Origin of the sequence: Desulfofundulus australicus DSM 11792 (assembly GCF_900129285.1) — a bacterium.
Lineage (GTDB): Bacteria > Bacillota > Desulfotomaculia > Desulfotomaculales > Desulfovirgulaceae > Desulfofundulus > Desulfofundulus australicus.
Window position 1 is genome coordinate 115,202 of the sequence record NZ_FQUW01000007.1, and the last position, 23,465, is coordinate 138,666.

At 52.6% G+C, this 23,465-nt stretch carries 24 protein-coding genes; 9 read left to right on the forward strand and 15 right to left on the reverse strand.

What is annotated here, in order from left to right; translation table 11 throughout:
• Positions 1 to 12: 12 nt before the first annotated feature.
• The 5 genes from ccpN to recO form a co-directional block, all read right to left on the reverse strand.
• A complete protein-coding gene (gene ccpN, locus BUB44_RS03030; protein WP_027355529.1) occupies positions 13 to 651 on the reverse strand; it encodes a transcriptional regulator CcpN in 639 nt (212 codons plus the stop codon).
• A 120-nt stretch (positions 652 to 771) separates the two neighbouring features.
• Positions 772 to 2,877: a glycine--tRNA ligase subunit beta gene (glyS, locus tag BUB44_RS03035; RefSeq protein ID WP_073163101.1), complete on the reverse strand. Its 2,106-nt coding sequence runs from the start codon at positions 2,875 to 2,877 to the stop codon at positions 772 to 774.
• A 41-nt stretch (positions 2,878 to 2,918) separates the two neighbouring features.
• Complete coding sequence (gene glyQ / locus BUB44_RS03040; protein ID WP_027355530.1) at positions 2,919 to 3,791, reverse strand: glycine--tRNA ligase subunit alpha; 873 nt, start codon at positions 3,789 to 3,791, stop codon at positions 2,919 to 2,921.
• 409 nt (positions 3,792 to 4,200) lie between these two features.
• Positions 4,201 to 4,659, reverse strand: coding sequence for a DUF4342 domain-containing protein (locus BUB44_RS03045; protein ID WP_027355531.1), 459 nt, complete (start codon positions 4,657 to 4,659; stop codon positions 4,201 to 4,203).
• Positions 4,660 to 4,719: 60 nt separating this feature from the next.
• Entirely contained in the window at positions 4,720 to 5,466 is a 747-nt protein-coding gene (gene recO, locus BUB44_RS03050; RefSeq protein ID WP_027355532.1) for a DNA repair protein RecO, read from the reverse strand.
• 107 nt (positions 5,467 to 5,573) lie between these two features.
• Between recO and BUB44_RS03055 the strand changes: the two genes are divergently transcribed.
• The 7 genes from BUB44_RS03055 (at position 5,574) to BUB44_RS03085 (ending at position 11,086) form a co-directional block, all read left to right on the forward strand.
• Complete coding sequence (locus tag BUB44_RS03055; RefSeq protein ID WP_242655815.1) at positions 5,574 to 6,368, forward strand: N-acetylmuramoyl-L-alanine amidase; 795 nt, start codon at positions 5,574 to 5,576, stop codon at positions 6,366 to 6,368.
• 13 nt (positions 6,369 to 6,381) lie between these two features.
• Positions 6,382 to 7,278, forward strand: coding sequence for an N-acetylmuramoyl-L-alanine amidase family protein (locus BUB44_RS03060; RefSeq protein ID WP_073163103.1), 897 nt, complete (start codon positions 6,382 to 6,384; stop codon positions 7,276 to 7,278).
• A gap of 33 nt (positions 7,279 to 7,311) precedes the next feature.
• On the forward strand, positions 7,312 to 8,238 hold the full coding sequence (locus tag BUB44_RS03065) for a L,D-transpeptidase family protein (RefSeq protein ID WP_073163105.1): 927 nt from the start codon (positions 7,312 to 7,314) through the stop codon (positions 8,236 to 8,238).
• 58 nt (positions 8,239 to 8,296) lie between these two features.
• Positions 8,297 to 9,124 carry a lipid II flippase Amj family protein gene (locus tag BUB44_RS03070; protein ID WP_341349359.1) on the forward strand — a complete coding sequence of 276 codons (828 nt, stop codon included), beginning with the start codon at positions 8,297 to 8,299 and terminating at the stop codon, positions 9,122 to 9,124.
• Between the two features lie 112 nt (positions 9,125 to 9,236).
• Positions 9,237 to 9,977, forward strand: coding sequence for a coenzyme F420-0:L-glutamate ligase (locus tag BUB44_RS03075; protein WP_083543052.1), 741 nt, complete (start codon positions 9,237 to 9,239; stop codon positions 9,975 to 9,977).
• Positions 9,914 to 10,372, forward strand: coding sequence for a pyruvoyl-dependent arginine decarboxylase (locus BUB44_RS03080; RefSeq protein ID WP_073163108.1), 459 nt, complete (start codon positions 9,914 to 9,916; stop codon positions 10,370 to 10,372). The genes BUB44_RS03075 and BUB44_RS03080 overlap by 64 nt, the downstream gene beginning before the upstream one ends.
• Before the next feature lie 141 nt (positions 10,373 to 10,513).
• Positions 10,514 to 11,086 carry a UbiX family flavin prenyltransferase gene (locus BUB44_RS03085; RefSeq protein ID WP_073163110.1) on the forward strand — a complete coding sequence of 191 codons (573 nt, stop codon included), beginning with the start codon at positions 10,514 to 10,516 and terminating at the stop codon, positions 11,084 to 11,086.
• A gap of 2 nt (positions 11,087 to 11,088) precedes the next feature.
• Here the strand turns inward: BUB44_RS03085 and mgtE are convergent, their stop codons facing one another.
• From mgtE to yqfC, 10 genes are all read right to left on the reverse strand, one after another.
• On the reverse strand, positions 11,089 to 12,441 hold the full coding sequence (gene mgtE / locus BUB44_RS03090; RefSeq protein ID WP_027355538.1) for a magnesium transporter: 1,353 nt from the start codon (positions 12,439 to 12,441) through the stop codon (positions 11,089 to 11,091).
• Between the two features lie 143 nt (positions 12,442 to 12,584).
• Positions 12,585 to 13,547 (reverse strand): magnesium transporter CorA family protein, encoded by a 963-nt coding sequence (locus BUB44_RS03095; RefSeq protein WP_073163112.1) that lies wholly within the window; start codon positions 13,545 to 13,547, stop codon positions 12,585 to 12,587.
• A 415-nt stretch (positions 13,548 to 13,962) separates the two neighbouring features.
• Positions 13,963 to 14,868: a GTPase Era gene (gene era, locus BUB44_RS03100; RefSeq protein WP_073163114.1), complete on the reverse strand. Its 906-nt coding sequence runs from the start codon at positions 14,866 to 14,868 to the stop codon at positions 13,963 to 13,965.
• 18 nt (positions 14,869 to 14,886) lie between these two features.
• A complete protein-coding gene (gene cdd / locus BUB44_RS03105; RefSeq protein ID WP_114362055.1) occupies positions 14,887 to 15,363 on the reverse strand; it encodes a cytidine deaminase in 477 nt (158 codons plus the stop codon).
• Positions 15,363 to 15,755 carry a diacylglycerol kinase family protein gene (locus tag BUB44_RS03110; RefSeq protein ID WP_073163116.1) on the reverse strand — a complete coding sequence of 131 codons (393 nt, stop codon included), beginning with the start codon at positions 15,753 to 15,755 and terminating at the stop codon, positions 15,363 to 15,365. The genes cdd and BUB44_RS03110 overlap by 1 nt, the downstream gene beginning before the upstream one ends.
• A gap of 54 nt (positions 15,756 to 15,809) precedes the next feature.
• Positions 15,810 to 16,268, reverse strand: a complete 459-nt coding sequence (gene ybeY / locus BUB44_RS03115; RefSeq protein WP_073163118.1) for an rRNA maturation RNase YbeY — start codon at positions 16,266 to 16,268, stop codon at positions 15,810 to 15,812.
• Positions 16,222 to 18,408, reverse strand: a complete 2,187-nt coding sequence (locus BUB44_RS03120) for an HD family phosphohydrolase (RefSeq protein ID WP_073163119.1) — start codon at positions 18,406 to 18,408, stop codon at positions 16,222 to 16,224. Before BUB44_RS03120 ends, ybeY begins: the two co-directional genes overlap by 47 nt.
• Before the next feature lie 24 nt (positions 18,409 to 18,432).
• Positions 18,433 to 19,389 carry a PhoH family protein gene (locus BUB44_RS03125; protein WP_073163121.1) on the reverse strand — a complete coding sequence of 319 codons (957 nt, stop codon included), beginning with the start codon at positions 19,387 to 19,389 and terminating at the stop codon, positions 18,433 to 18,435.
• 59 nt (positions 19,390 to 19,448) lie between these two features.
• Positions 19,449 to 20,738 carry a sporulation protein YqfD gene (gene yqfD, locus BUB44_RS03130; RefSeq protein WP_073163123.1) on the reverse strand — a complete coding sequence of 430 codons (1,290 nt, stop codon included), beginning with the start codon at positions 20,736 to 20,738 and terminating at the stop codon, positions 19,449 to 19,451.
• Between the two features lie 549 nt (positions 20,739 to 21,287).
• The gene (gene yqfC, locus BUB44_RS03135; protein WP_073163124.1) at positions 21,288 to 21,557 is read right to left on the reverse strand and encodes a sporulation protein YqfC; all 270 of its coding nucleotides are present in this window, start codon (positions 21,555 to 21,557) and stop codon (positions 21,288 to 21,290) included.
• 217 nt (positions 21,558 to 21,774) lie between these two features.
• On the opposite strand from yqfC, the gene selD reads away from it, so the two are divergent.
• Positions 21,775 to 22,815: a selenide, water dikinase SelD gene (selD, locus tag BUB44_RS03140; RefSeq protein WP_083543053.1), complete on the forward strand. Its 1,041-nt coding sequence runs from the start codon at positions 21,775 to 21,777 to the stop codon at positions 22,813 to 22,815.
• 19 nt (positions 22,816 to 22,834) lie between these two features.
• Positions 22,835 to 23,452 carry a sulfurtransferase-like selenium metabolism protein YedF gene (gene yedF, locus BUB44_RS03145; RefSeq protein WP_083543054.1) on the forward strand — a complete coding sequence of 206 codons (618 nt, stop codon included), beginning with the start codon at positions 22,835 to 22,837 and terminating at the stop codon, positions 23,450 to 23,452.
• Positions 23,453 to 23,465 lie beyond the last annotated feature (13 nt).

Here is a 23,465-nt window from a genome sequence, read left to right on the forward strand (position 1 = left end):
GTTACCTCCCCCTTAGTTTCCTTCTCCCAGCTCAACAAAGAGGCGAGTAATGTTGGTTTTACTCAGGCGACCGATGACTTCCAGCTCTTTGGTCTTGTCGCCCTCCTCCACGGGGCGTACCACCGGGAGGGCATCCACCTCGTGGGTAATAAGTTTCTTGGCCGCCGCCCATACCGAATCATCAGGGCCAACGGTAATTACGTTGGGCATCCGGGTCATCACAACACCCACGGGTAATTTATGAATGTCCTGCCCCCCCAGGGTAATTTTCAACAGGTCCTTTCGCGAGATGACCCCCTCCAGAATCCCTCCCTCCCGGACCACAATCAGCGTCCCCACATCCTCGATGAACATAGTAACCACCGCATCATACACCGAACAATGTTCCGAAACGACCACGGGTACAGACTTTATTTCTCCTACCTTGATGCGGTGAAGTTTCTCGGCAATCACCCTGTTCGGGCTTTTGCCACTGTAATAATAGCCCACCCGGGGGCGAGCTTCCAGAAGCCCGGCCATGGTCAAAATGGCCATATCAGGACGCAGGGTGGCCCGGGTGAGGGAGAGGCGCTCGGCAATTTGCTCACCGGTAATGGGACCTTCCTTTTTGACAATCTCCAAAATGGCTTCCTGTCGCTTGGAAAGTTCCAATTTCATCGCCCCTTAAAAGAGCAATTATATTATTATGTTATACTAATCGGCCCTAATATATTTAATGTTATATAATATTATATATTCCTCCCGGATTTTCCTCCTGCATCAACCCAAATATCATGTATACAATTTGTCCCCCGGTACGGCTACCAGCTTGCTCAGATCAGCCACATCCAGGGCCAGGTTGGCCACCCCTTTGAGCAGGCCGAGGCGGTTGTTCCTGATTTTTTCATCATCTACCATAACCATTACGGCATCAAAAAACTCGTCCACAACAGGCCGCAGGGAAGCCATGGCCGCCAGCGCCGCCCGGTAATCGCGGGCCATAAGCTGGCCGGCAACTTTCTCCCGTACTTCATTTAATTTCTTATAAAGTGCTGCCTCTGCCGGATGGGCAAGCAGGGCTGGATCCACTGCAGTTGAATCATGCTTGCGGGATAAATTATGCGCACGGGTAAAGGCCGTAAGTACCGCTTCGAAATGGGGCTCGGTCTTGAAGACTTCCACCGCCCGGGCCCGTTGCCAGACCCCGGTCGGGTCATCAAAACCGGCCGCCAGTACTGCTTCCACCGTATCATAGGACAGCCCCCGCTCGGTAAGAATTCCCCTCAGGCGCTGGGCGAAAAAGTCCAGGAGATGAGATATAACCTGCTCCTTTTCCAGTTTCAGCTCCACCCGCCCGCGGTACTGTTCATAGGCCTGACCAATAAAATCCTGCAGGGGAAGTACCAGTTCCCCCGCCAGGCAGATATGGCATATTCCCAGGGCCTGCCGGCGCAGCCCATAGGGATCCTGGGAACCGGTAGGTTCAATGCCAATAGCAAAACAACCAACCAGGGTGTCCATCTTATCGGCCAGGCTCAGTACCCGTCCCGGAGTAGTTACCGGCAATTCATCGCCCGAGAAACGGGGCAGGTAATGCTCGTATATGGCCTGAGCGACTGCCGGATCCTCCCCGGAAACCAGGGCATATTCCCTGCCCATCACTCCCTGCAATTCGGGGAATTCGTAAACCATGTTGGTGACCAGATCGGCCTTGGCCAGGTACGCTGCCCGCAGCACCTGTTCCAGCTCTTTTTCGCCGACGGCAAAAACGCGGGCCAGGTAGCGGGACAGGTTAATAAGGCGCTCCACCTTGTCGTAAACCGAACCGAGGCTTTCCTGCCAGACCACCTTCTTCAAGGCCTCTACCCGCCGGGCCAGGGGTACGGCCTGATCTTCCTTCCAGAAGAAAGCAGCATCGGTCAGGCGTGCCCGCAGCACCTTTTCATTTCCCGCCCTGATCGTATCCAGGTGATCCCTGTTACCATTGCTCACCGCAATGAAACGGGGCAGCAGTTTACCCCGGGCGTCCCGCACGGGGAAATAACGCTGGTGTTCCCGCATGGGCGTTACCAGCACCTCGGCGGGTAGCTGTAAAAAGCTCTCGTCAAAACTGCCGCAGAGGGCCACGGGATATTCCACCAGGTTGGTCACTTCCGCCAGCAGTTCCTCATCGGGCAATACCTGCCCGCCAGCTCCGGCTGCCAGTTCTTTCACCTGGTTCCAGATCATCTCCCGGCGCTGCCCGGGATCCACCACCACCTTGCCCCGCTCCATAACCTCGAAATACTTGCCGGCATGGGGAATTTCCAGGGGCCCTTCGCTCAGAAACCGGTGCCCGTAGGTAACCCGTCCGGACCGGAGCCCGGCATAGGAAAAGTCAATCACCTGATCACCGTAGAGGGCCACCAGCCAGCGGATGGGACGGGCAAAACGCACTTCCAGGGTTCCCCAGCGCATGGGTTTGGGAAAATGTAAACCTGAAATTATCGCCGGACATATATCTGCCAGCACTTCTCCTGCCGGGCGCCCTTCCTGGCGTTTTACTGCAAATACATATTCCACTGGACCCAGATTTTTCACCACCAGCTGAGAAACATCCACTCCCTGGCTTTTGGCAAATCCCAGGGCCGCCCGGGTTGGTTCACCGGCCTGGTTGAAGGCTACCTTAACAGCCGGCCCTTTAACCTCCTGGACCAGGGATTCCTGCACCCCGGCCAGGTCATACACATACAGGACCAGGCGCCGGGGTGTACCAAAGGTTTTTATTTCCTTGAAGGACAGGCGGTTTTCCCGCAACAGGTTTTGAGCCAGCTCCTTTAACTGTTCCAGGGCCGGGTTTAAAAACCGGGCCGGTATTTCTTCTACACCTATTTCCAGTAAAAAGTCCCCGGTTTGCATGGCTTTCCTCCCTCGAGTACAGGTTTCTTTTTGTTTAAGGATTATTTCTTTTCAAGCAGCGGGTAACCCATTTCTTCCCGCTGGGCTACATAGGCAGTGGCGCAGGCCCGGGCCAGGCTGCGTACCCGGTGAATAAAAGCAGTGCGTTCGGTAACGCTGATGGCACCCCGGGCATCCAGGAGATTAAAAGTATGGGAACATTTAAGTACGTAATCGTAGGCCGGTAAAACCAGGCCTTTTTCCACAATGCGCCGGGCCTCCTTCTCGTACATGTCAAACAGTTGAAAAAGCATTTCCGTATCTGCTTCTTCAAAATTGTAATGGGAATGTTCCACCTCGCCCCGGTGGTGAACGTCACCGTAAGTCAGGCCGTCAACCCATTCGATGTCAAAAACATTATCCTTACCCTGGATAAACATGGCCAGCCTTTCCAGGCCATAGGTAATCTCCGCTGAAACGGGACGGCAGTCCAGACCTCCGCATTGCTGGAAATAAGTGAACTGGGTTATTTCCATTCCATCCAGCCACACCTCCCAGCCAAGACCCCACGCACCCAGAGTGGGGGATTCCCAGTTATCTTCTACAAAACGGATATCGTGCTCCCGGGGATTGATACCTATAGCCGCCAGGCTATTCAGGTAAATTTCCACCACATCATCGGGAGACGGCTTTAAAATAACCTGGTACTGGTAGTAATGCTGCAGGCGGTTGGGGTTCTCCCCGTAACGGCCGTCGGTTGGCCGGCGGGAGGGCTCCACATAGGCCACCCGCCAGGGCTCGGGACCCAAAACCCGCAGGAAAGTGGCCGGGTTCATGGTACCGGCGCCCTTTTCCACGTCGTACGGCTGCTGGATGAGGCAGTTCTGAGCAGCCCAGAAACGGTTTAAAGCCATGATCAATTCTTGAAAGTTCATGCAGGCATTCCTCCCTTAAACAAAGACAAATGATTCCAGCAGGCTGTAAAGGACCCTTTTAAAAATTAAAACCTCCCGCCCGGGCACTGGGCCAGGGACGGGAGGTACTTCCCGCGGTTCCACCCTGCTTGGTCGCCATAAAAGGCGACCCTCTCCTTTGATGCAGGCTTTACTCACCGCCACCTGACGCGGCGGCTTTCCTCCTGCTGCTCGGGAACCCCCTTCACACGGGTTCGTTTTACCGGGCTTCCACCTCTTCCCGGCTCTCTGTAAAAACTCCCCCGGTTACTCTTTCCCTCATCGCCGGATATTTTGTTGAACACTGTTAATTTACCAAATTGGTGGAGCGAAGTCAACGGGTACGTTTTAACCCTCTGCCTGTTCCTCCGCGGGGAAGGCCGGAATTTCTTCAGGCCCCCCCTTGCGTAGGGCCCGCCGGTCCCCAATGCTGTTCACCCTGACCTTCATCTCCCCTATCTTCCCGGCCCGGCCGCTCAATTTCCAGGGTATAATTCTTGGCCATAGCCGTCACTGCTCCCAGAACACCCAGCACTGCCAGCTGGCTGCTGGCCAGTGTCCCCAGCAGCCCCAGTGCCCCCAGGGGAGCTGGAAGCTCCATAACCGTTCTGTCCCCCTGCTTCACCTTGATTTTTGTTTCCTGGCTCCGGTGCAGGAAATCCTTCACGTTTTCCCAGAATTCTTCTCCCCGGTCTTGAAGTTTTTCGGCGATGTTCTTTCTCTCTTCTTCCAGGTGAATGAGGGCCTGGACCACATCGCCCCCCGCTGCGTCCAGCGCCTCTTTTGCTTCTTTGTAACCAACCCCCAGACGGGATCTGATCAGATCAATTTTTTCCAACTCGCTGTTCATAGCAGGCCATCCTCCCTGGTTCTTTTTCTTTAACCATATTTAACCCGGGAGGCCGGTTGATTATACATGTCCCAGCAATTCCAGAAACCGCATGGATTTCATGCGCTGGCCCAGGTGGTATTCCAGGTGGCGGTGTAGTACCTCTTTCAACTCCCTGCGAACAAGCTGACCGGCCTTTAACTGGTTGAGCCTGCCAGGTTCCCAGCGCAAAAATAGCTTGAGCAATTCCACCGTACCGCGAGAGCAGGTCAGGCCATCTGTTTCTTTCCCGGCGCACGACGGGCAAAGTATCCCCCCTGCTCCGGCGTGAAAAACGACCCTGCTGCCGTCTACAGGAACGTGGCAGAGAACACACCTCTCCAGGCAGGGCCGGTAACCCAGAATGGAGAGCAATTTTACTTCAAATGCCCGGATCAGCAATTCGCCGTCACCGCTAACCAGAGAGCGTAACGTTTTAAGCAGCAGGTTAAAAATCTCTTCACCGGGCTCTTCTTCGGCAGTTAAATCGTCTACCATTCCGGTCAAATAAACGGCACAGCCCAGCTTATCCAGCCGGCAGCGGAGCTGGGGGAACATCTCCACAAGCTCACCCTGGCTTACTGTATCCAGCCCGCTACCCCGGCGAATAAGAAAGCGGGAATGGGAAAAGGGTTGCACTGCTCCCCGCTTGCGACTGGTAAGCTTGCACGACCCGTAAGCCATCACCCTGATTTTACCCTTTTCCCGGGTAAATAACGTTAACAATTGATCAGCTTCCCGGATGCTTACCGATTTAAGAACCACGGCGCTAACCTTATAGAATTTCACCAGGGTTATACCTCCAGTACAAAAAGACAAAATTCGTCCGTTTTACCCAACAATATAATGAAAATCTTTGTGCAGTTTACCATATATTTTACTGTATTAACCGCGGCTTGACCAGTTTCCGGTTAAATGGGGGTGTTATTATCCTGCCCCTGCAAAAGATCAGGATGGGGATGGCCATTGTCATGGTTTCGGTTATTCTCTGGCTGGGTGTTTGCGCCATGGCCAGTGCCCGCCACCAGGCAGCCATCAGTGCCCTTTCCGGTGCCCTGGCCGGACGGATAATTGTTATTGATCCGGGGCACGGGGGTGTAGATCCCGGAGTGGTGGGGAAAAATGACGTTCTGGAAAAGGACCTGGTCCTGGCCATAGGACAAAAGCTGGCCCTGTACCTGCGCCAGGGCGGGGCCAGGGTAGTAATGACCCGGGAAGGGGATTACGACCTGGCTGATCCTGAAATTACCGGTCTGTACAGGCGAAAACGTCAGGACCTGGCCCGCCGGGTGGCCCTGGCCAATAAATTACCGGCCGACGCCATGGTAAGCCTGCACATAAACAGCTTCAGCAACCCGGCCCAGTATGGAGCACAGACCTTTGCCAGAGCCGGATCAGCAGAAAGCGAAGCCCTGGCCAGGGCCATTCAGGATGAACTTAATCGCATGCTAAAAAACAAGCACCGGCTACCATTACACGGAGATTACTATATCCTCCGCCAGACCCGTGTTCCCACAGTTATTGTTGAACTGGGTTTTATTACCAACCCCAGGGAATATCGCCTGCTCCAGGATCCCCTCTACCAGAGTAAAATAAGCTGGTGCCTTTATGCCGGCATAACCAGGTATTTAGCCGGAGAAGGCAAGTCCCTACCGCTGCAGCCCGGCGTTAAGGGGAAAAAAACGCAATGAAGGGGGCAAGGGCATGAATATCAGCCGTATTACCAACATCTGGAGCAAAGTATATTATAACCCGAACCGTCCCATCTCCAGAGTAGTAATAGAATCCACCATACCTTTTCAGCCTGAGGTAAAGGAAGAACCTCTGGAACTAACCATCCTGGCTCAGGGAGCCCGGGCCAACATGTTTTGTGAAACAATTGAAGTTTATGATGGATTGATTGAATGGATCAGGGTTAGTGAACATCCGCAGGGCGTAAGCTTTGAAATCAAAACCAGATACCCTTCCCCCTGGCAAATAACAGCTGAACCGGGTATCCCCCACCGCACCATCATCAATTTCAGCCGGGATTACCTATTCCATCTTTTTGCCTCCAAAGTTTTTGTAATCGATCCCGGACACGGTGGGGATGACACAGGAGGCAAAGGCCCTGTGGATATGTTGGAAAAAAATGTTACCATGAGCATGGCCACTGCCCTGCAGGAGATGCTCAAACCCTTACCATGCAAAACCTACCTCACCCGTACCGGGGATTATTCCCTTTCCCAGTGGGCACGCTTTAACCTGGCACTGAAAAAAAATGCGGGGATCTTCATCAGTTTTCATACCTTTTACAGCACAGACACTTCTGTGGAGGGGACAGCAGTAAAATACAATCCCAGGGCACCGTCATGCGAGCACCTGGCCCGGTTCACCCTGGAAGAAATCATACGGAAAATTAAACGCTCCTCCCGGGGGATAGAGCCGGACCCGCAATTGTGCCATTTAGGAACGATGCCTGCACTCACGGTAGAACCCGTAGTCATATCCAACTGGGTTGAGGAAGGCCTCCTGCGCAACCCCACGCTCTATAAAAAAATTGCCCAGGGAATTATAAACGGCCTTATACGGTTTTGGGAGGAGGAGAAAAGGGAAAAATAAAAAGGCAAACTTCCTCTGCACAGGTGATCTACCATGCGTCGTATCATTTACCTGTTCATCCTCTTTCCCCTGACCCTGTATACCTTTTTATCCTGGCAACCTGCACACGTTCTGGCATCGGGCAGGATACATAAATGCGATACCGATGAGCAACCCCATCTCACGGCCCCTTCTCACCGGGGGCAGGATATTGTCAACCTGCAGCAGTGCCTGTCTTCTCTAGGTTATTTTCAGGGGTCACCCAGCGGTCTTTACGACGAAACTACCCTCAAGGCCGTGGAACGTTTCCAGAAGGAGCACGGCCTTTTAGCAACCGGCGTGACCGACGTTGCTACCTGGCAGACCATCAGCCAGGCCATGCTGGCCAAACCCAACCAGGGAGTATCGCCTTCCCCCGGGCATGAACTTTTTATCCTGGTTGATACCCGTTCCCTGACCATGACCGTCTTCTCCCGGGGACAACCCATCAGGCAGTATCCGGTAGCCCTGGGTAAACCGGGCTCGGAAACTCCCCCGGGTCTCTGGAAAGTTGTGGATAAATCGGATGAGTACTTTCCCGGCATGGGCCCCCGCTGGATGGGGTTGAATATTCCCACAGGCACTTATGGCATCCACGGTACGGACAGCCCCTGGTCCATTGGAACCTTTGCCAGCGCCGGCTGTGTGCGGATGCACAACGCCCACGTGGTGGAACTCTACGATTGGGTTTCCGAGGGCACACCGGTACTTATCCTGGGTAATCCCTTCCTGCACCGGTATCCCGGGCTATACCAGGGAAGTTGCGGCACGGCAGTACAGGAACTGCAGCGTACCCTCAGGCGGCTGGGTTATTACGACCTGAAACCTGACGGTATTTTTGGCCCCCGGACAGCGGAAGCCGTTATAAAGTTCCGGAAAAGGCACGGCCTGGAGGAAAAGCCTGTGGTTGACGATAAAATGTGGCGCTTACTGGGATTTTAGGAAAGGCAGGTGAAGCAAAATCGACCGCCTGTGGTTAATTGCCGTCTTAACGGCATTTATTCATTTAACTGATACGTTAGTATACGCTGTACGCCTTTCAGGTGTGACCACACGCCGGCTGGCCACTGCTTTTTCTTTATTTCAGATCATTTCTCTTCTGGCCAGCACAGCCAATCTTATTCAGGCGCCGCTCCTGTCTTCGGTGGTAGAAAAAACCATCAATACCGGTCTGAAACATGCTTCCGAACCCCTGCTGGAATCCCCGTTATACCATCACCAGCTCACCCTGCTCGGCATGGAAATAAGAATGATTATATTTTCTGCTACTCTGGGTACGGTACTGGGGGTTCTGCTCACCCCGGCCTTCAATTATATTTTCACACGGGTAATTTTTCTCTTTGAGGAAGCAGGTTCCATTCCCCGCCTGATCATTATTCTCCTTTCCCCGCGCCTGCTGGTGAAAACCCTGCGCAAAAGACCCAGGTACCTGGGCACCCTCAGGGCATCGCTGCCGCAGCGCCCACAAAACATACCTCTGACCTTCTTTATGGCCCATACCATAGTTACCGGTATCTGGACCACAGGAGTTTTATCAGCGCTTTACGCCGGGGCGCTATTACCCGAATACCGTTCAACGGCCAGCCTCCTTTCAGGAGTGGTCAATGGTGTGGCCACCATTTTATCAGCCATGATTGTGGACCCGACAGCCGCCATGATTACCGACCAGGCCCTGCGGGGTATCAGAGACCAGCGGGACATCCGGCAAATGGTCTATTATCTCTGCTTAACCAGGGTGCTGGGAACCATCCTGGCCCAGGTTTTCTTCCTTCCGGCTGCTCACCTGATTAAGGAAACGGCCATAATTATAGCTGCTCCGGACCGTTAAAAAATGGGATTATGGAGGACAGGCACATAATTAAGCTCCAGGTATAACCTGATAGTAGCTCCTGATCAGGCCCGGGCAAATACCAGGAGCACGGCGAGAGGTGGTGATGGGTATGCCCTGCTATACCGTCCCCATTCGCACCCATGTAATTACCGAGCAGGATGACATCGTTGAGCTGGCCAGGCGATATACCGAAGGGGTGGTGGAGCCGGGGGATATCATTGCCATTGCCGAGAGTGTGGTAGCCATTACCCAGAAAAGAGCCATCCTACCCGAGGAAGTACACCCGGGCTTGCTGGCCCGCTTTTTATGCCGCTTTCCCGGCAAGCACGGAAGCCTGGCCACTCCACCGGCCATGGAACTGGCCATCAGGGAAGCAGGCACCATTAGAATTCTCCTGGGCTGCGCAGCCGCGGTTCTGGGCCGGCTCATAGGCAGGCGTGGATTCTTTTACCTGGTAGCCGGCAGAGAACTGGCTTTTATTGACGATATCGCCGGTACCATGTGGCCCTACGAAAGACATATTATTCTCGGCCCATATAAACCGGAAAAAATTGCCTCTGCCATCAAGAAAGCCACCGGTGCCGACGCGGTCATCGCCGATGTTAACGATATAAAATGCGTGGATATACTGGCTGCAACCAGTTCCGCCAGCGCCAGAATAGCCCGGGAAGCCTTAATTAATAACCCTTTTGGCAACGACGACCAGCAAACACCCATAGTGGTTATCAAGATTAAAACAGGACACTCAGGGTATAGCAGCCTGACCGTGGATAGGAGGGGAAGACCTTGCTGCCGACTCCAACTAAATTTACCCTGGTGGCAGGAGCCGGGGAAGGATACACGCCTTTAAACGCTTTCGACCGGGCGTTGCTGGAAGCCCGGGCCGGAAATGTAAACCTGATCCGGGTTAGCAGCATCCTGCCGCCCGGTGCTGAATACGTGGAAGAACTGGCTCTGCCGCCGGGAGCACTGGTACCTGTGGCCTATGGTGCCACCACCTCCTCCACCCCCGGAGACATAATTGCCGCTGCCGTAGCCGTGGGCATACCCGCGGAAGGCTTTGGTGTGATTATGGAATATTCCGGACACACTTCCCGCCTGGAAGCGGAAAGGATCATCCGGCAAATGGTGGAGGAATCTTTTGCCATACGCGGATTGGAGTTAAAAAAATACATGGTTAAATCCGTAGAACATCAGGTTATTAAAAATGGGGCTGTTTTTGCGGGAATACTGTTGTGGTATTAAAAGTTGAAACTCCATTTAAAGCCGGGTTATAACAAAAACCGGCTTTTTATTTTGAGCGGAACGTCTCTATTGAACATTTGCCATGGTTAGAATAAAATAATGCCGGTAAAAGACCCGAGTTTTTAAAAGGATGATGGCAAAATGCGTATTGTTGTGGGGATAACCGGCGCTTCAGGAGCCATTTATGGTATAACCCTGCTGGAACAATTAAAGTTTCTGGGAATTGAGACCCATCTCATTTTGAGCCCCTGGGCGGCAAAAACCATTGCCCTGGAAACCCGGTGGACGCCGGAAGAGGTCATGGCCCTGGCCAGCCACTCTTACACGGCCAGCGACCTGTCTGCTCCGTTAGCCAGCGGGTCTTTCCTGCACCGGGGTATGGTTATAGCCCCCTGCAGTATGAAAACCCTGGCCTCCATAGCGTGGGGTTATAGCGACAACCTGATTACCAGGGCCGCCGATGTAACCATAAAAGAAAAGCGCCCCCTGATCCTGTTGACCAGGGAAACGCCTTTAAATGCCATCCATCTGGAAAATATGCTCAAGCTGGCCCGCCTCGGAGTTTTCATAATGCCCCCGGTACCTTCCTTTTACCAGCACCCGCAAACCATAGAAGAGCTGATCCTGCAAACAACCGGCAGGGTGCTGGACCTGCTGGGCATTGAGAACAACCTGGTAAAGAGATGGGGAGAAATAGATAATCTCATTAGATAATCTCACCTGAGCAGGATAATGGTAGCCAGGGTAAAATATATGGACATGCTGCTCACATCCATCAGAGTGGTAATGAAGGGCCCCGAAGCCAGCGCTGGATCCACCCCCAGACGGTGGATAATTACCGGTACCAGGCTGCCCAGGATGGTGGATACACCAATGCTCAGGGCCAGCGCCCCGCCTACCACCAGTCCGAGGGAGGTGGAGTCCTGCCATATAAAGGCAAGGATTCCTACCACCAGACCGCAAACTGCCCCTACCCAGACCCCTACCTGGGCTTCCTTCCAGATTACCTTCAGGATCTGGCCGGGATCTACTTCCCCGGTTGCAATCCCCCTTACCACCACGGTAAGAGATTGAGTGGCCGCGTTGCCCGTTCCTCCAGCTATGGCGGTCATAAAAAAAGCCAGAGCCGTTATATGCCCCAGGGTTTCGGAAAAACCCTCGATTACATGACCGGCCACAAGCTCGCCCAGTAGTAAACCTACCAGCCACGGCAAACGGCGCAGCGCCCTCTTCAGGGGACTGGTGTCGGGGTCTTCACCTTCACTATCTATAGTAGCCGCCATACGCATCATGTCTTCCGTAGCTTCCCTTTCAACAACATCCAGTATATCATCTACAGTTACAATGCCAAGCAGTTCCCCCCCGTCGCTGACCACCGGTACGGCCAGGAGATCGTATTTTGCCACCAGGCGGGCTACCTCTTCCTGGTCGGTGCTTACATTTACGCTAATCACTTTGCGCCGCATAATGTCCTCGATGAGCATACCGGGGTCAGCCAGAATCAGTTCTCTTAAGGAAAGTACTCCCACCAGGTGATTCTCATTGTCCACCACATAGACATAATATATTGTTTCGGCCTCGGGCGCGTGTTCCCGCAGTACTTCGATGGCCTGCCCGGCAGTAATATTCTTCTGTACGGCCACGTATTCCGTAGTCATAATCCCGCCGGCAGTTTCCCTGCCGTAGGCCAGCAGGTCCTTGAGGTCCCGGGCCTCCTGCGCCTCCATCAGGCCCAGCAGCCTCTGCCTCAGGTCTCCGGGCAGGTCCCCCAGCAGGTCTGCAGCGTCGTCGGTAAACATGGCATTGAGAATATCGACTGTGCGCTGTAAACCCAGGCATTCCATGAGAGTGGGCAACTTTTCATGATCCAGTTCAAAAATCACCTGGGCAGCCCTGTCCGGGTCCAGCACCCGTAAAACCCTAATCTGCTGTCCCAGGCTGGCCTGCGGAAGCACTTCGGCAATATCCGCCGGATGGAAGTCCTGCAAACATTGACGCAGTTTGTCGGTTGAACTTTCTTCAAGGCAGGAAAGGATTGCCCGGCGCATTTCTTCCCGTTTTCGGGACATCAAGCCACCTCCTTATCTTTATGCTTATTATTCCAAGCAGTACTCCATGGGGATAACAAACGTATAAAAAAAGCCCTGCTTGGGAAAAGCCAGGGCTAAAATTTTAGAAGCAAAGTGACATCGCCACATCCAAGAAGAAATTTCTACAATATGTCCCTTTTCCTGAATACGAATAAGGTTATAATTGATAAAATAACCGATAAGAAAACTATACCCAAGAATGCACCCTCTGAATTCTGAAATGGCAGTTCCACATTCATCCCGTACAGGCTGAACAGCATGGTTGGAATCATTAAAATAATAGTTACTGAAGTTAAAAACTTCACGACCATATTCTGGTTATTGGAAATAATGGAGGCGAAGGCATCCATCGTACTGCTTAGAATGTCGGCATAAACCTCGCTCATTTCAATGGCCTGTTTATTTTCAGTGATTACATCTTCCAGCAAATCCTCATCTTCTTCATACATTTTTATAAGGCCCACATTTACCTCCAGAGATTCGGGGTCTTTGGCCAGGTGGGATTTTAATAACTTTTCCATGACAATCCCATTTGCCCTTAAAGAAGTCGTAAAATAAACCAGACTTTTCTCCAGGCTAAATAATTTAATTAGCTCTTTATTTTGTGTTGAACTGTGTAACTTCTGCTGGATTTCCTCACTTCTCTTATCTATCTGCCTTAAGTAACGCAAATAGTGAATGGCCGTCTTGTAAAAAATTTGTAGCAAAAAACGCGTCTTTTTAAAAGTATAGAAACCTTTAATGCGACAAGAGGAAAATTCACTTATGATAGCCAGGTCTTCCAAACAGATGGTAATAATATTGTTTTCCGTAATTATGATTCCCAGGGGAATGGTATCGTAAGTATTATCCCTGATTATAGGTACCCTGATGATTATCAGAACACAACCTTCTTCAACTTCGATGCGCGAACTCTCCTCTTCATCAAGGGGATATTCTAAAAAATTGACCGGCAGGGCCAGCCGGTGAACAACCTCTTCTATTTCTTCCCTGGTAGGGTTAACCAGATTAACCCAGCTCCCTTTTTCGCCCAGTTCTTTGCTTTCAACCAGGACTTCACCCACGCTTTTATATATTTTGAGCATCTTCCCACCCCTTCCCTTGAGCTGTCCATACCCAATGAACGCTGCCAGCTGAAAACTTGCCGGTGCTATCTTTTTTTACGCTCACCCAGGGGGGGCCAGGTATATATCTTTTGTTTTGATCCGACCTGTCCCTGAAAGCAGAAACCTTTTACGCATGTGGCCAGTTAAAATTCAAGCCAATTCTTTTTGTATAAGGGGTAACAACAGATCCTCCCCGGAACAGGTACCGGAGCCAGCCCCCACCCGCTTATACCTGCATCTTTGCCTGCCTGGGTCGCCGTCCACAGTACCACCTCCGGGAATTAAGCAAAAATGAAAAGGGCCTCCACTTGCGTGAGAAAGCCCGATAAACCCTCAAGCTGGCTTTCCAGCCAACACTACTTTATCAGAACCTTTCCTGCACTGTCAAGAAAAATTAATCCCTATTTGCGTAGCCAAAATTCTTCAGGTACAGTTCCTGATTACGCCAGTCTTCCTTAACTTTGACCCACAGGTCAAGGTATATTTTTGATCCCAGGAGAAGCTCCATTTCTTCCCTGGCCCGCCGTCCTATTTCTTTGAGCATCCGCCCACCCTTGCCGATTAAAATAGCCTTATGTGACTCTTTTTCAGTATAAATGACCGCCCGCACGTAAACCAGCTGCTCCGAACGCGGTTCCACCTCTTCCACCACCACGGCCACCCCGTGGGGCACCTCCTGGCTGGTCAGGTGCAAAATCTTTTCCCGGATCAATTCGGCCATAATAAACTGCTCCGGCCTGTCCGTAATCATATCATCGGGGTAATACTTGGGACCATAGGGCAAATAAGAAACCACAAGATCCATCAGGCGCTCCAGGTTTTCCGGTTTAAGGGCGGAAACGGGGATTATTTCAGCAAAATTATATTTCTGCCTGTAAACATCAATTAAAGGGAGCAGTTCCACCTTGCTCTCCAGCAAATCTATTTTATTGATAACCAGAATTACAGGAGTTTTTACCTCCTGAAGCTGGTTAATTATGTACTCGTCCCCCGGTCCGGGCAACCGGGGTTCAACCAGGAAAAGTATTACATCCACCTCTTTTAACGTCCCCAGAGCCACCTCCACCATGTATTCACCGAGCTTATGTTTTGGTTTATGAATTCCCGGTGTATCCAGGAATATAATCTGGGCGTCATCACGGTTGATGATGGAGTGGATCTTGTGACGGGTGGTCTGGGGCTTATCGGACATAATGGCCACTTTCCGCCCCACCAGCTGGTTCAACAGGGTGGACTTCCCCACATTGGGGCGACCAATAATGGCAACAAAGCCAGACTTAAATTTCTCCTGTTCCACCATCTTCCTCCTTTCATCATCTTACCTGTCCACCGGTTCTGCAACACGCACCGGGCCGGAACCCGGGCCGCCTTCAATTCCCATGTCCTGCTTTTTCAGCGTAAAACCCAGGGGCAATAATTCGGACAGGTCCTTAACTATATATTCACCATGACGGTTGCACATATAAACCTTTATCTCCCTTCCGAATTCAGCCAGCACCTGCCGGCAGGCACCGCAGGGGGTGCAGTAATCATCACTGTCGGCTATTACCGCCAGGGCGGCAAATTGTCTTTCCCCGTTGCTTACTGCTTTATATATGGCTACCCGTTCAGCACATACAGTTAAACTGTAAGAAGCGTTTTCAATGTTACACCCGGAATACAACCTTCCTTCCCTTGTCAGTATAGCTGCCCCCACCCGGAAGCCGGAATAGGGAGCGTACGCCCGTTCCCGGGAAGCCCGGGCCGTATTTATAAGCTTCTCCACCGGAAACTGCATCACCGGCAAATCAATCATCAATCATCACCCCCCAGGCTTTGCAGCAGGCGAATAAAGACCAGCAGGTAAGGGTAAAACACCACCAGCCCCACAATCAGCGAGTTCAAAGCAGCCAGAAGCACCGCCCCGGCAGCAACATCCTTGGCTATTTTGGCCAGGGGATGATACCTGCCGGTACAGAGATCTACCACCCTTTCCAGGGCCGTATTAAACATCTCAGCCATCATCACCAGGGTTATGGCCAGGAGAACCAGAAGAAAATCCCGCCCCTCAATCCTGAGCCACAGGGCGGCAACCACCACCACCAGAGCTGCAAGGAGGTGAAAGCGCATGTTTGGCTGCGTGCGCAGGGCATAGGCCAGACCGGCCAGGGCATAACCGAAACTTTTTCTGAAGCTGCCCTTAACCATTAAAAGGTCACATCCCTTTATAATCAGTTTTATACAACCCCTCGGAAGTTTTGATTACCTGCCCAAACCCATCCTGGCCATTATGGTCTCCTCTTTTCCCCGCATGGCCCGCCGCTGCTCTTCCGTCTGGTGATCATAACCAAGAAGATGCAGAACACCGTGGACTATCAGAAAAGCCACTTCACGCTCAAAGCTGTGCCCGTATTCTTCACTCTGGCGACGGGCCATTTCCAGGGAGATGACCACATCACCCAGCAGGATCTCTTCCCCTGCTGCGGGCATGGGCTCCCCTTCCTGCAGGGCAAAGGACAGCACGTCTGTCGGCCTGTCCACCCCACGGTATTCACGGTTCAAGCGGTGGATATAGTCGTCATCCACAAAAACCAGGCTTACTTCTGCATCCGGGTGGCCCCCCGCCAGAAAAAGGGCCTCTCCGGCTGCCCTTTTCGCCAGGTCAACAAGCTGATCATCCACCGGCACTTTTTCTTGCAAGTTGTTTACGAGAACCGGCACCTCTATTTCTTCTCCTTTCCATTTCCTTGTTCAATTCGGGATATTCTATGCGGCTGTGGAATATACCACCCAGAACCTGTAAAAAAGCCTCCACAATCTTTTCCAGATCCTTAAAAGTAAGGTCACATTCATCAAGCTGGCCGTCCATGAGCTTATCCTTAACTATTTTACGCACCATTCCCTCAATGCGGCCGGGAGTACGATTTTGCAGTGAACGAACCGCTGCTTCCACTGAATCGGCCAGCATAACAATGGCCGCCTCTTTTGTCTGAGGTTTGGGCCCATCATAACGGTATTCATCCTCATCAACGTTTTCCGGGTGCCCGTTTTCCAGGGCCTTATGATAAAAGTAGGAACAGAGCCCGCTTCCGTGATGCTGTTCGATGATATCTATAATTGCCTGGGGCAACCTGTACTCCCGGGCCATTTCCACCCCATCTTTAACGTGGGAGGTTAAAATCAGGGTGCTCAGTGAAGGGGCTATTTTATCGTGCGGATTTTCACCGTTCAACTGGTTTTCAATAAAAAAGTACGGCCGCTTGATCTTGCCTATATCATGATAATAGGCACCCACCCTGGCCAGGAGGGTTTCCCCTCCCACTGCCCCGGCAGCAGCTTCTGCCAGGTTGGCCACGATAATACTGTGATGGTAGGTCCCCGGCGCTTCCGTCAGCAGGCGGCGCAGCAGGGGATGGCCGGGATCAGACAACTCAAGAAGATGAATTGCCGAGGTTATCCCAAAAGCACTCTCCAGGTAAGGGAGGGCACCTATGGTCAATATGGAAGACAGGATACCATTAATCAAACCAAAACCTATTCCGGAAGTGATCAGGAGCCCCCAGGGCGTATTATCCAGAAGGCCCATAATTAAGATAACAACAATATTGGCAATACTGGTATAGACTCCGGCCCGCACCAGATCGCCCCGTTGTTTGAGTTTGCTGACGCTGTAAACCCCAACGAAGCCGCCAACAAGGGCCACCACGCCAAAATGAACCTGCCCATCGATCATCAGGGTCACCAGGAAACTCATTATGGCCACCACCAGCATGGCCAGGCGCGCATCAAGCAAGATGGCAATAAGCATCCCGGCAGCAGCAATAGGGGTCATATATCCCACGAGATTGCCCAGTTCCGGCCAGTAAGGAATACTGATGGCGGTAATAGCCTTGCCCACGGCCAGCACCACTACAATAACAATACCCAGCAGGTACAGATGACCGGCATGTTCATAAATTTGGCGGTTCTGCTGGTAAAGATAGAGCAACACCACCACCATCAGCAGGGCTACCAGCAGGGCACTGCCCAGCAATATTCGCCAGGGAACCCCGGTCTGGGTGAGACCCAGAGCTTCCAGCTTGGCCAGGTGTTCCCTGGTAACCACATCACCCGGCCGGATGATAATCTCGTCTTTCCTGATGGTTACCATCTGAGGCGGTACCGTGGCCATGGCCGCTTCTTTTAGAAGGCGGGTTTTCTCCGCATTGAAGAAACTGTTCGGGCGCAGGTAATAGCGGATTAAGCCCTGGGCCAGTTCCCGGTAGGGTTTGCTCAACCCCCAGCGGTTCACCAGCCCGGCCAGGTTCGTTTTTACACTCTCCAATTCATCAGGTGTGATACCATCCCCGCCATCCAGCGACTGGGCCACCAGGGCGTTCACACTCCGCTCCACCTGATCCAGATTCAAGGGAGCACTCCTGGCCAGAGTTACCAGGGTCTCCTGCGATAATGGGAAAGGCAGAACCTCCCGCAGGCGGTTGACCCGCTCTTCTTCACTGGAACTGGAATCACTCTGGATCTGGCGAATTTCTTGAATTACAATGGAAACATCACGCTGGACTGCTGCACTTACCATCGGGTCCCGGTCGTACTGATCCCGTACAGCAGCTGCTGCCTGGCGGCGCATTTGTTCAGTTTTAACCTTGTCTTCAAAAACAATACTGCGGGGGGCCTTAATCTCTACCGGAGAAACCTGCCCTTCCCGCAAATTAACTCTCTGGGGGACAAACTCAACGGAAATAAGAACAGTAATGAGTAAAAAAAAGATGACTGCAGCTGCACTCCGGCGCACTCTGCGCTGCCCCATAAGAGGAGCCAGGCGCCTGATAAATTGTTTTCCCATTCTGGTCAGAGGGAGCATTAAATTCACCCCTGCCTCACCGTCCTACGATCCTTCCTCATATGCCCTGATGATTTCCTGAACCAGCGGATGCCGGACTATATCCTCCCCTGTCAGGTAACAAAAGGCAATACCTTTAACATGGGCCAGAACCTTCTGGGCGTGAACCAGGCCCGATGTCTGGCCCCGGGGCAGATCGATCTGGGTAACGTCTCCGGTAATTACAGCCCGCGAACCAAAACCCAAACGGGTCAAAAACATCTTCATCTGCTGATCCGTGGTATTTTGTGCCTCATCAAGAATAATAAAGGCATCATCCAGCGTTCTCCCCCGCATATAGGCCAGGGGCGCAATTTCAATAACATGCCTTTCCAGATATTTTTGTGTATTTTCCACGCCCAGTATGTCATAAAGGCTGTCGTAAAGAGGGCGCAGGTATGGGTCCACCTTTTCCTGAAGATCTCCCGGTAGAAACCCCAGTTTTTCACCGGCTTCCACAGCCGGCCTGGTCAGTATCAACCTGCTGACATCCTTATTGCGCAGGGCACGAATGGCCATTACCACAGCCAGATAGGTTTTACCGGTTCCAGCGGGGCCGATGGCAAAAACAATATCGTGCTTGCGCATAGCCTCAATGTACTGTTTCTGCCCCAGTGTCTTGGGCTTAATCTGTTTTCCCCGGGAGGTAACCAGGGTTACTTCGTGGGCCAGGTTGGAAAGGGCTTCCCGCATGCCCGCCCTTACAGCCTTTATGGCATAATTAATTTCATGCAGCGTTAACCGGTTACCCGCCCGGTAAAAATCCTGCAATTGATTGAAAACCTCTCTGGCCTGGGCGACCTGTTCGGGAGGACCGATAATAACCACTTCCTCACCCCGGGTCACTACCCTTATGCCCAGGGAGCGTTCCATTAAAGCCAGATGCTCATCATGACGCCCGAAAATCTCGGCTGCCGTGGCAATGTTATCCAGAATTACCCTGGCTTCCGTATGCTCGCGCAAATTAACCCTCCAACTCCTTTTAAAATAAGTTATACTGGATAAAGCTGTTTGAACACTATTCAGGGCTGTGAAAGTGGTGCCGGAACTTCAATCCCCGGTTCTTCCTCCGGAACAAAGTTTTTAACCGTACCGATTTCCTCAAGGCTTTCCACGAAAGCTTTCACCCGTACTAAATTTTCCGGGCTTTTTACGGCCAGCTCATCCAGCTGTTTATGTACAACCCTGGCTCCTTGAGGCAACTGTTCCTGTACTGCCTGCAGGGCTCTTTCTCCGGCCACACACCGGGCTTCTGCCCGGTCCCTGACCAGCCGGTAGCTCTCCACTTCACGATATTTGCTGATAACAAGTTCGACAGGCAGGTGAAGATTCCTCCAAGAGGGAAGCTTTTTCACATCGGTCTGCTCCCGGTAACGGGAAAAGGGTATCCTGGCAGGACCAGCTAAAATTATTTCCCTGTCTTTTATTTTCATACAAACCCTGGTAACGTTCCGTCCGGTAAAACGTTCTCCCTTTTCCACCAGTGGAACTTCGCCATAACCCTCGTACCACACCCGGGCCCTCACGATGCCGGCAGCATGAACGTAAACGGGCCGGGGTGGAGCCGGTTGATTTTCCCGGCTTTCCGAACCAGCCTGTTGTTCCTGCTCAGCGGTCTCAGGTAACAGAATACCGGAAATTAATACTTGGCCGGGAACTACGGTGTCCCCCTCTTTTACCACCGCTCGACCGTTAAAGACCAGGATTTCTTTAATGATGCCCTCCTTAACAGCTACAATATGAGCGGGGGATTGATCTTTCTCCCCGGGAATGTTTTTTTCAACTATTTCAATGGTTACCTTTGTCCCCTTCAGATATACACCGGCCCAGGAAATCGCAGGTAATTTTTCCTTTAAGGCTTTTTCCACAGCAGAACAGTCCAGGTTCCATTTAAGCATTCCCCGGTTCAACCCGGCTGCCGAAGCCACGGACAGGATTTCCCTGCTGGAAACCCTGTTGTTACCGGTAACTTCAATGGTCCAGACAAAGGAGCTTAATAAATATAGCCCCAGCACAAACAATATGGCACCACAGGCCAGGGCCCGGCGGTGGAGCAGGCGCATCCAGAGAAAAGGCAAGCCTACCCGCCGGGTAATATGAAAGCGGCAGCGGGTACGCCTTGCTATATGCCTTAAAGGACGGATGGCATTCAGGCGTATACTGGCCCTCATGACGTGCTCACCGGGCCGGGCAATATCCCAGAGAAAAATGCCCCGGGCGGCAGCCATGTTGATAAATTTTTCCGGCGCCTCTCCCCGGACGGTTATGGTAACATAACCGATAATGAAGTTCATCAATCGAAAAAGAAGCATGGCTTGGCCTCCTTATTTTCCTGTAACTGTTCAGTAAAACCGCTACCATCGGCACGGTGCCGCGTTGTCCAAAGCGAGCGACTTGCGGAGCGCTGGTAACGGCACCCGGCGAAGCGAGGGTAACCGGACTGCGGCGCGAAACCAGCGGCACCGAAATGTAGCGTTAGAAAAGGTAACTTGCTGAAACGGCAAAAATAAGATAGTAAGGTATAACTGCCATGCCGCATTTGCAGCGCCGCTAGTCCGGTCCGAAGCGAGTATGGCAGCGGCATCGGTTTATTGCAACTAATTCGGGCTTTTTCTGATGCCGCTGCGGCGAGAATTTTCAGCTTATTCGATAGAAACCTTTTTGGAGCGCGGAGCACTGGCGTGAGCGTGGACCCAGCACTCACTGGAATACCAGGTCTTCGTAAAACCAAAGGTATCAATTGAATCTGAAATCTCAGGAGCAGAGCCATATTGTGGTGAGTGCTGGGCGGCACCATAACGGGGTCACTGAACATTTACATTTTCCTGGGCCATGGGCACGATTTTTACACTGGCCTGTTCCTATTTAAACGTAATGGTCTTGATCATCCCTTCCACGCAAATTTCATCGGGTAGAATATTGCGCAGGATTAAGTTCTCGCCGGTAATTTCCAGCTCACCCTCTTCAATACCAATGCGCACGATCCGGGGGGTGTATTCCAGAATGCCCCGGTGGTTTTCAATGAAGGCCTGCAAATTTCCCATGAGCACAATACGGGGAAGGTTCAGCATTACGTCATTGGGGATCTCCAGGAGCTCTGATAACTTTTTTTTCCATTCCCGCCAGGTCATATTTCCAACCCCTCCCTGCCAAAATATATGCGTTCTCTGCGGACAAGATACCAGAGGTTTTAAGTTCCAGCAGCAGGCTGCAGTTTATAAAGATATTCTTTTTATCTTGTGATTCCCATAAAATATTCTTATTACACAAATAAAAGGAACCCATCCTATGCGGGGCGAAAAACTGGTATGCTAACAGGGGAAACTGTAAATTTAGAGGTGAGCAATAATGTATGAAAAGATTCGCTTGACCACCCTGGCCAAAGCTGCCGGGTGAGCGGCCAAGGTGGGACCGGCCACCCTGTCGCAGGTCCTGCGGCAGCTGCCACGCCTCGAAGACCCCCGCCTGCTGGTGGGCCTGGAAAAGGCCGACGACGCGGCGGTTTACCAGCTCTCCGAAGATATGGCCATCATTGAAACGGTGGACTTTTTTACCCCGGTGGTGGATGATCCCTACCTTTTTGGCCAGGTGGCCGCGGCCAACGCCCTGAGCGACATTTATGCCATGGGCGGGCGGCCCCTTCTGGCCCTGAATATTGCCTGTTTCCCCACCTGCCTGCCGCCGGAGGTCCTGGCCCGGATCCTCAAAGGGGGGGCGGATAAGGTAAGGGAAGCCGGAGCCATCATCGCCGGGGGACACACGGTCCAGGATGATGAACCAAAATACGGGCTGGCCGTCACCGGTTTGGTGCATCCCCAGAAGGTATTGACCAATGCCGGCGCCCTGCCTCAGGACGTGCTCATCCTGACCAAACCTCTGGGTACGGGTATCATTGCCACGGCCGTAAAAGCGGAGCTTGCTCCCCCTGAAGCGCAGGAAGCCGCCCTGGCCAGCATGGTTGCCTTAAACAGGGAGGCAGCCTCGGCCATGCTTTCCGTGGGGGTCCATGCCTGTACCGACATCACGGGGTTCGGGTTGCTGGGGCATGCCGCGGAAATGGCCGCAGCCAGCGGGGTGAGCATAATTTTTGAGTATGACCGGCTGCCCCTTCTGCCCCAAACAGTGGAACTGGCCTCCATGGGGCTGATTCCCGGCGGGGCCTATCACAACCGGGATCACCTTGGTGAAGCGGTTACATTTGCCAAAAGCCTCACCCCCGCCCAGCAGATGGTCGTGTTTGATCCCCAAACCTCCGGGGGCCTGCTCATTGCCGCCCCGCCGGAGCGGGCGGACCGCCTCCTGCAAGAGCTCCACGCCAGAGGGGTAACGGCAGCCCGGGCCATCGGCCGGGTGGTGGAAAGGCAGAGCTGGCTAATCCGGGTGGAATAATAAACAAGAGGTGAATGTTATGGTGAAAAAAGAAGTGGACTGCCGGGGGCTGGCCTGCCCCCAGCCCGTGCTCAACACCAGGAAGGCGCTGGAGGAAATCACTGCCGGCCAGGTAATAGTAACTGTGGATAACGCGGTGGCCCGGGAAAACGTAACCATGTTTGCCAGCAACGCCGGCTATCCCGTACAGGTTGCCGAAAAAGAAGGTAACTTTGTGATCACCATAACCAAAGGGGAAGCGCCGGAAAAAGCCCCGGACAACGCCGCAAAACCTGTAGCACAAAGTACCGGGGAAGCCCGCCCCCTGATCTATTTCTTCACTTCCAACCTGCTGGGTCAGGGTGCTCCCGAACTGGGGATGACGCTGATGAAGAGCTTATGCACCACCCTGGCCGAAACCGATCCGCCCCCGGACAAGCTCATCTTTTTAAATACGGGGGTATTCCTGACCTGCACCAACTCCCCGGTCCTGCAATATCTCCAAAAGATGGCCGAAAGGGGCACGGACATCATCTCCTGCGGCACCTGCCTGGAGTACTACCGGATAAAAGACAGCCTCCAGGTGGGCAGGATAAGCAACATGTACGAGATTAACGAAGCCCTGCGCGGTCCCGGAAAGGTGATCACCGTACCGTAAGCGGCCGCCATAT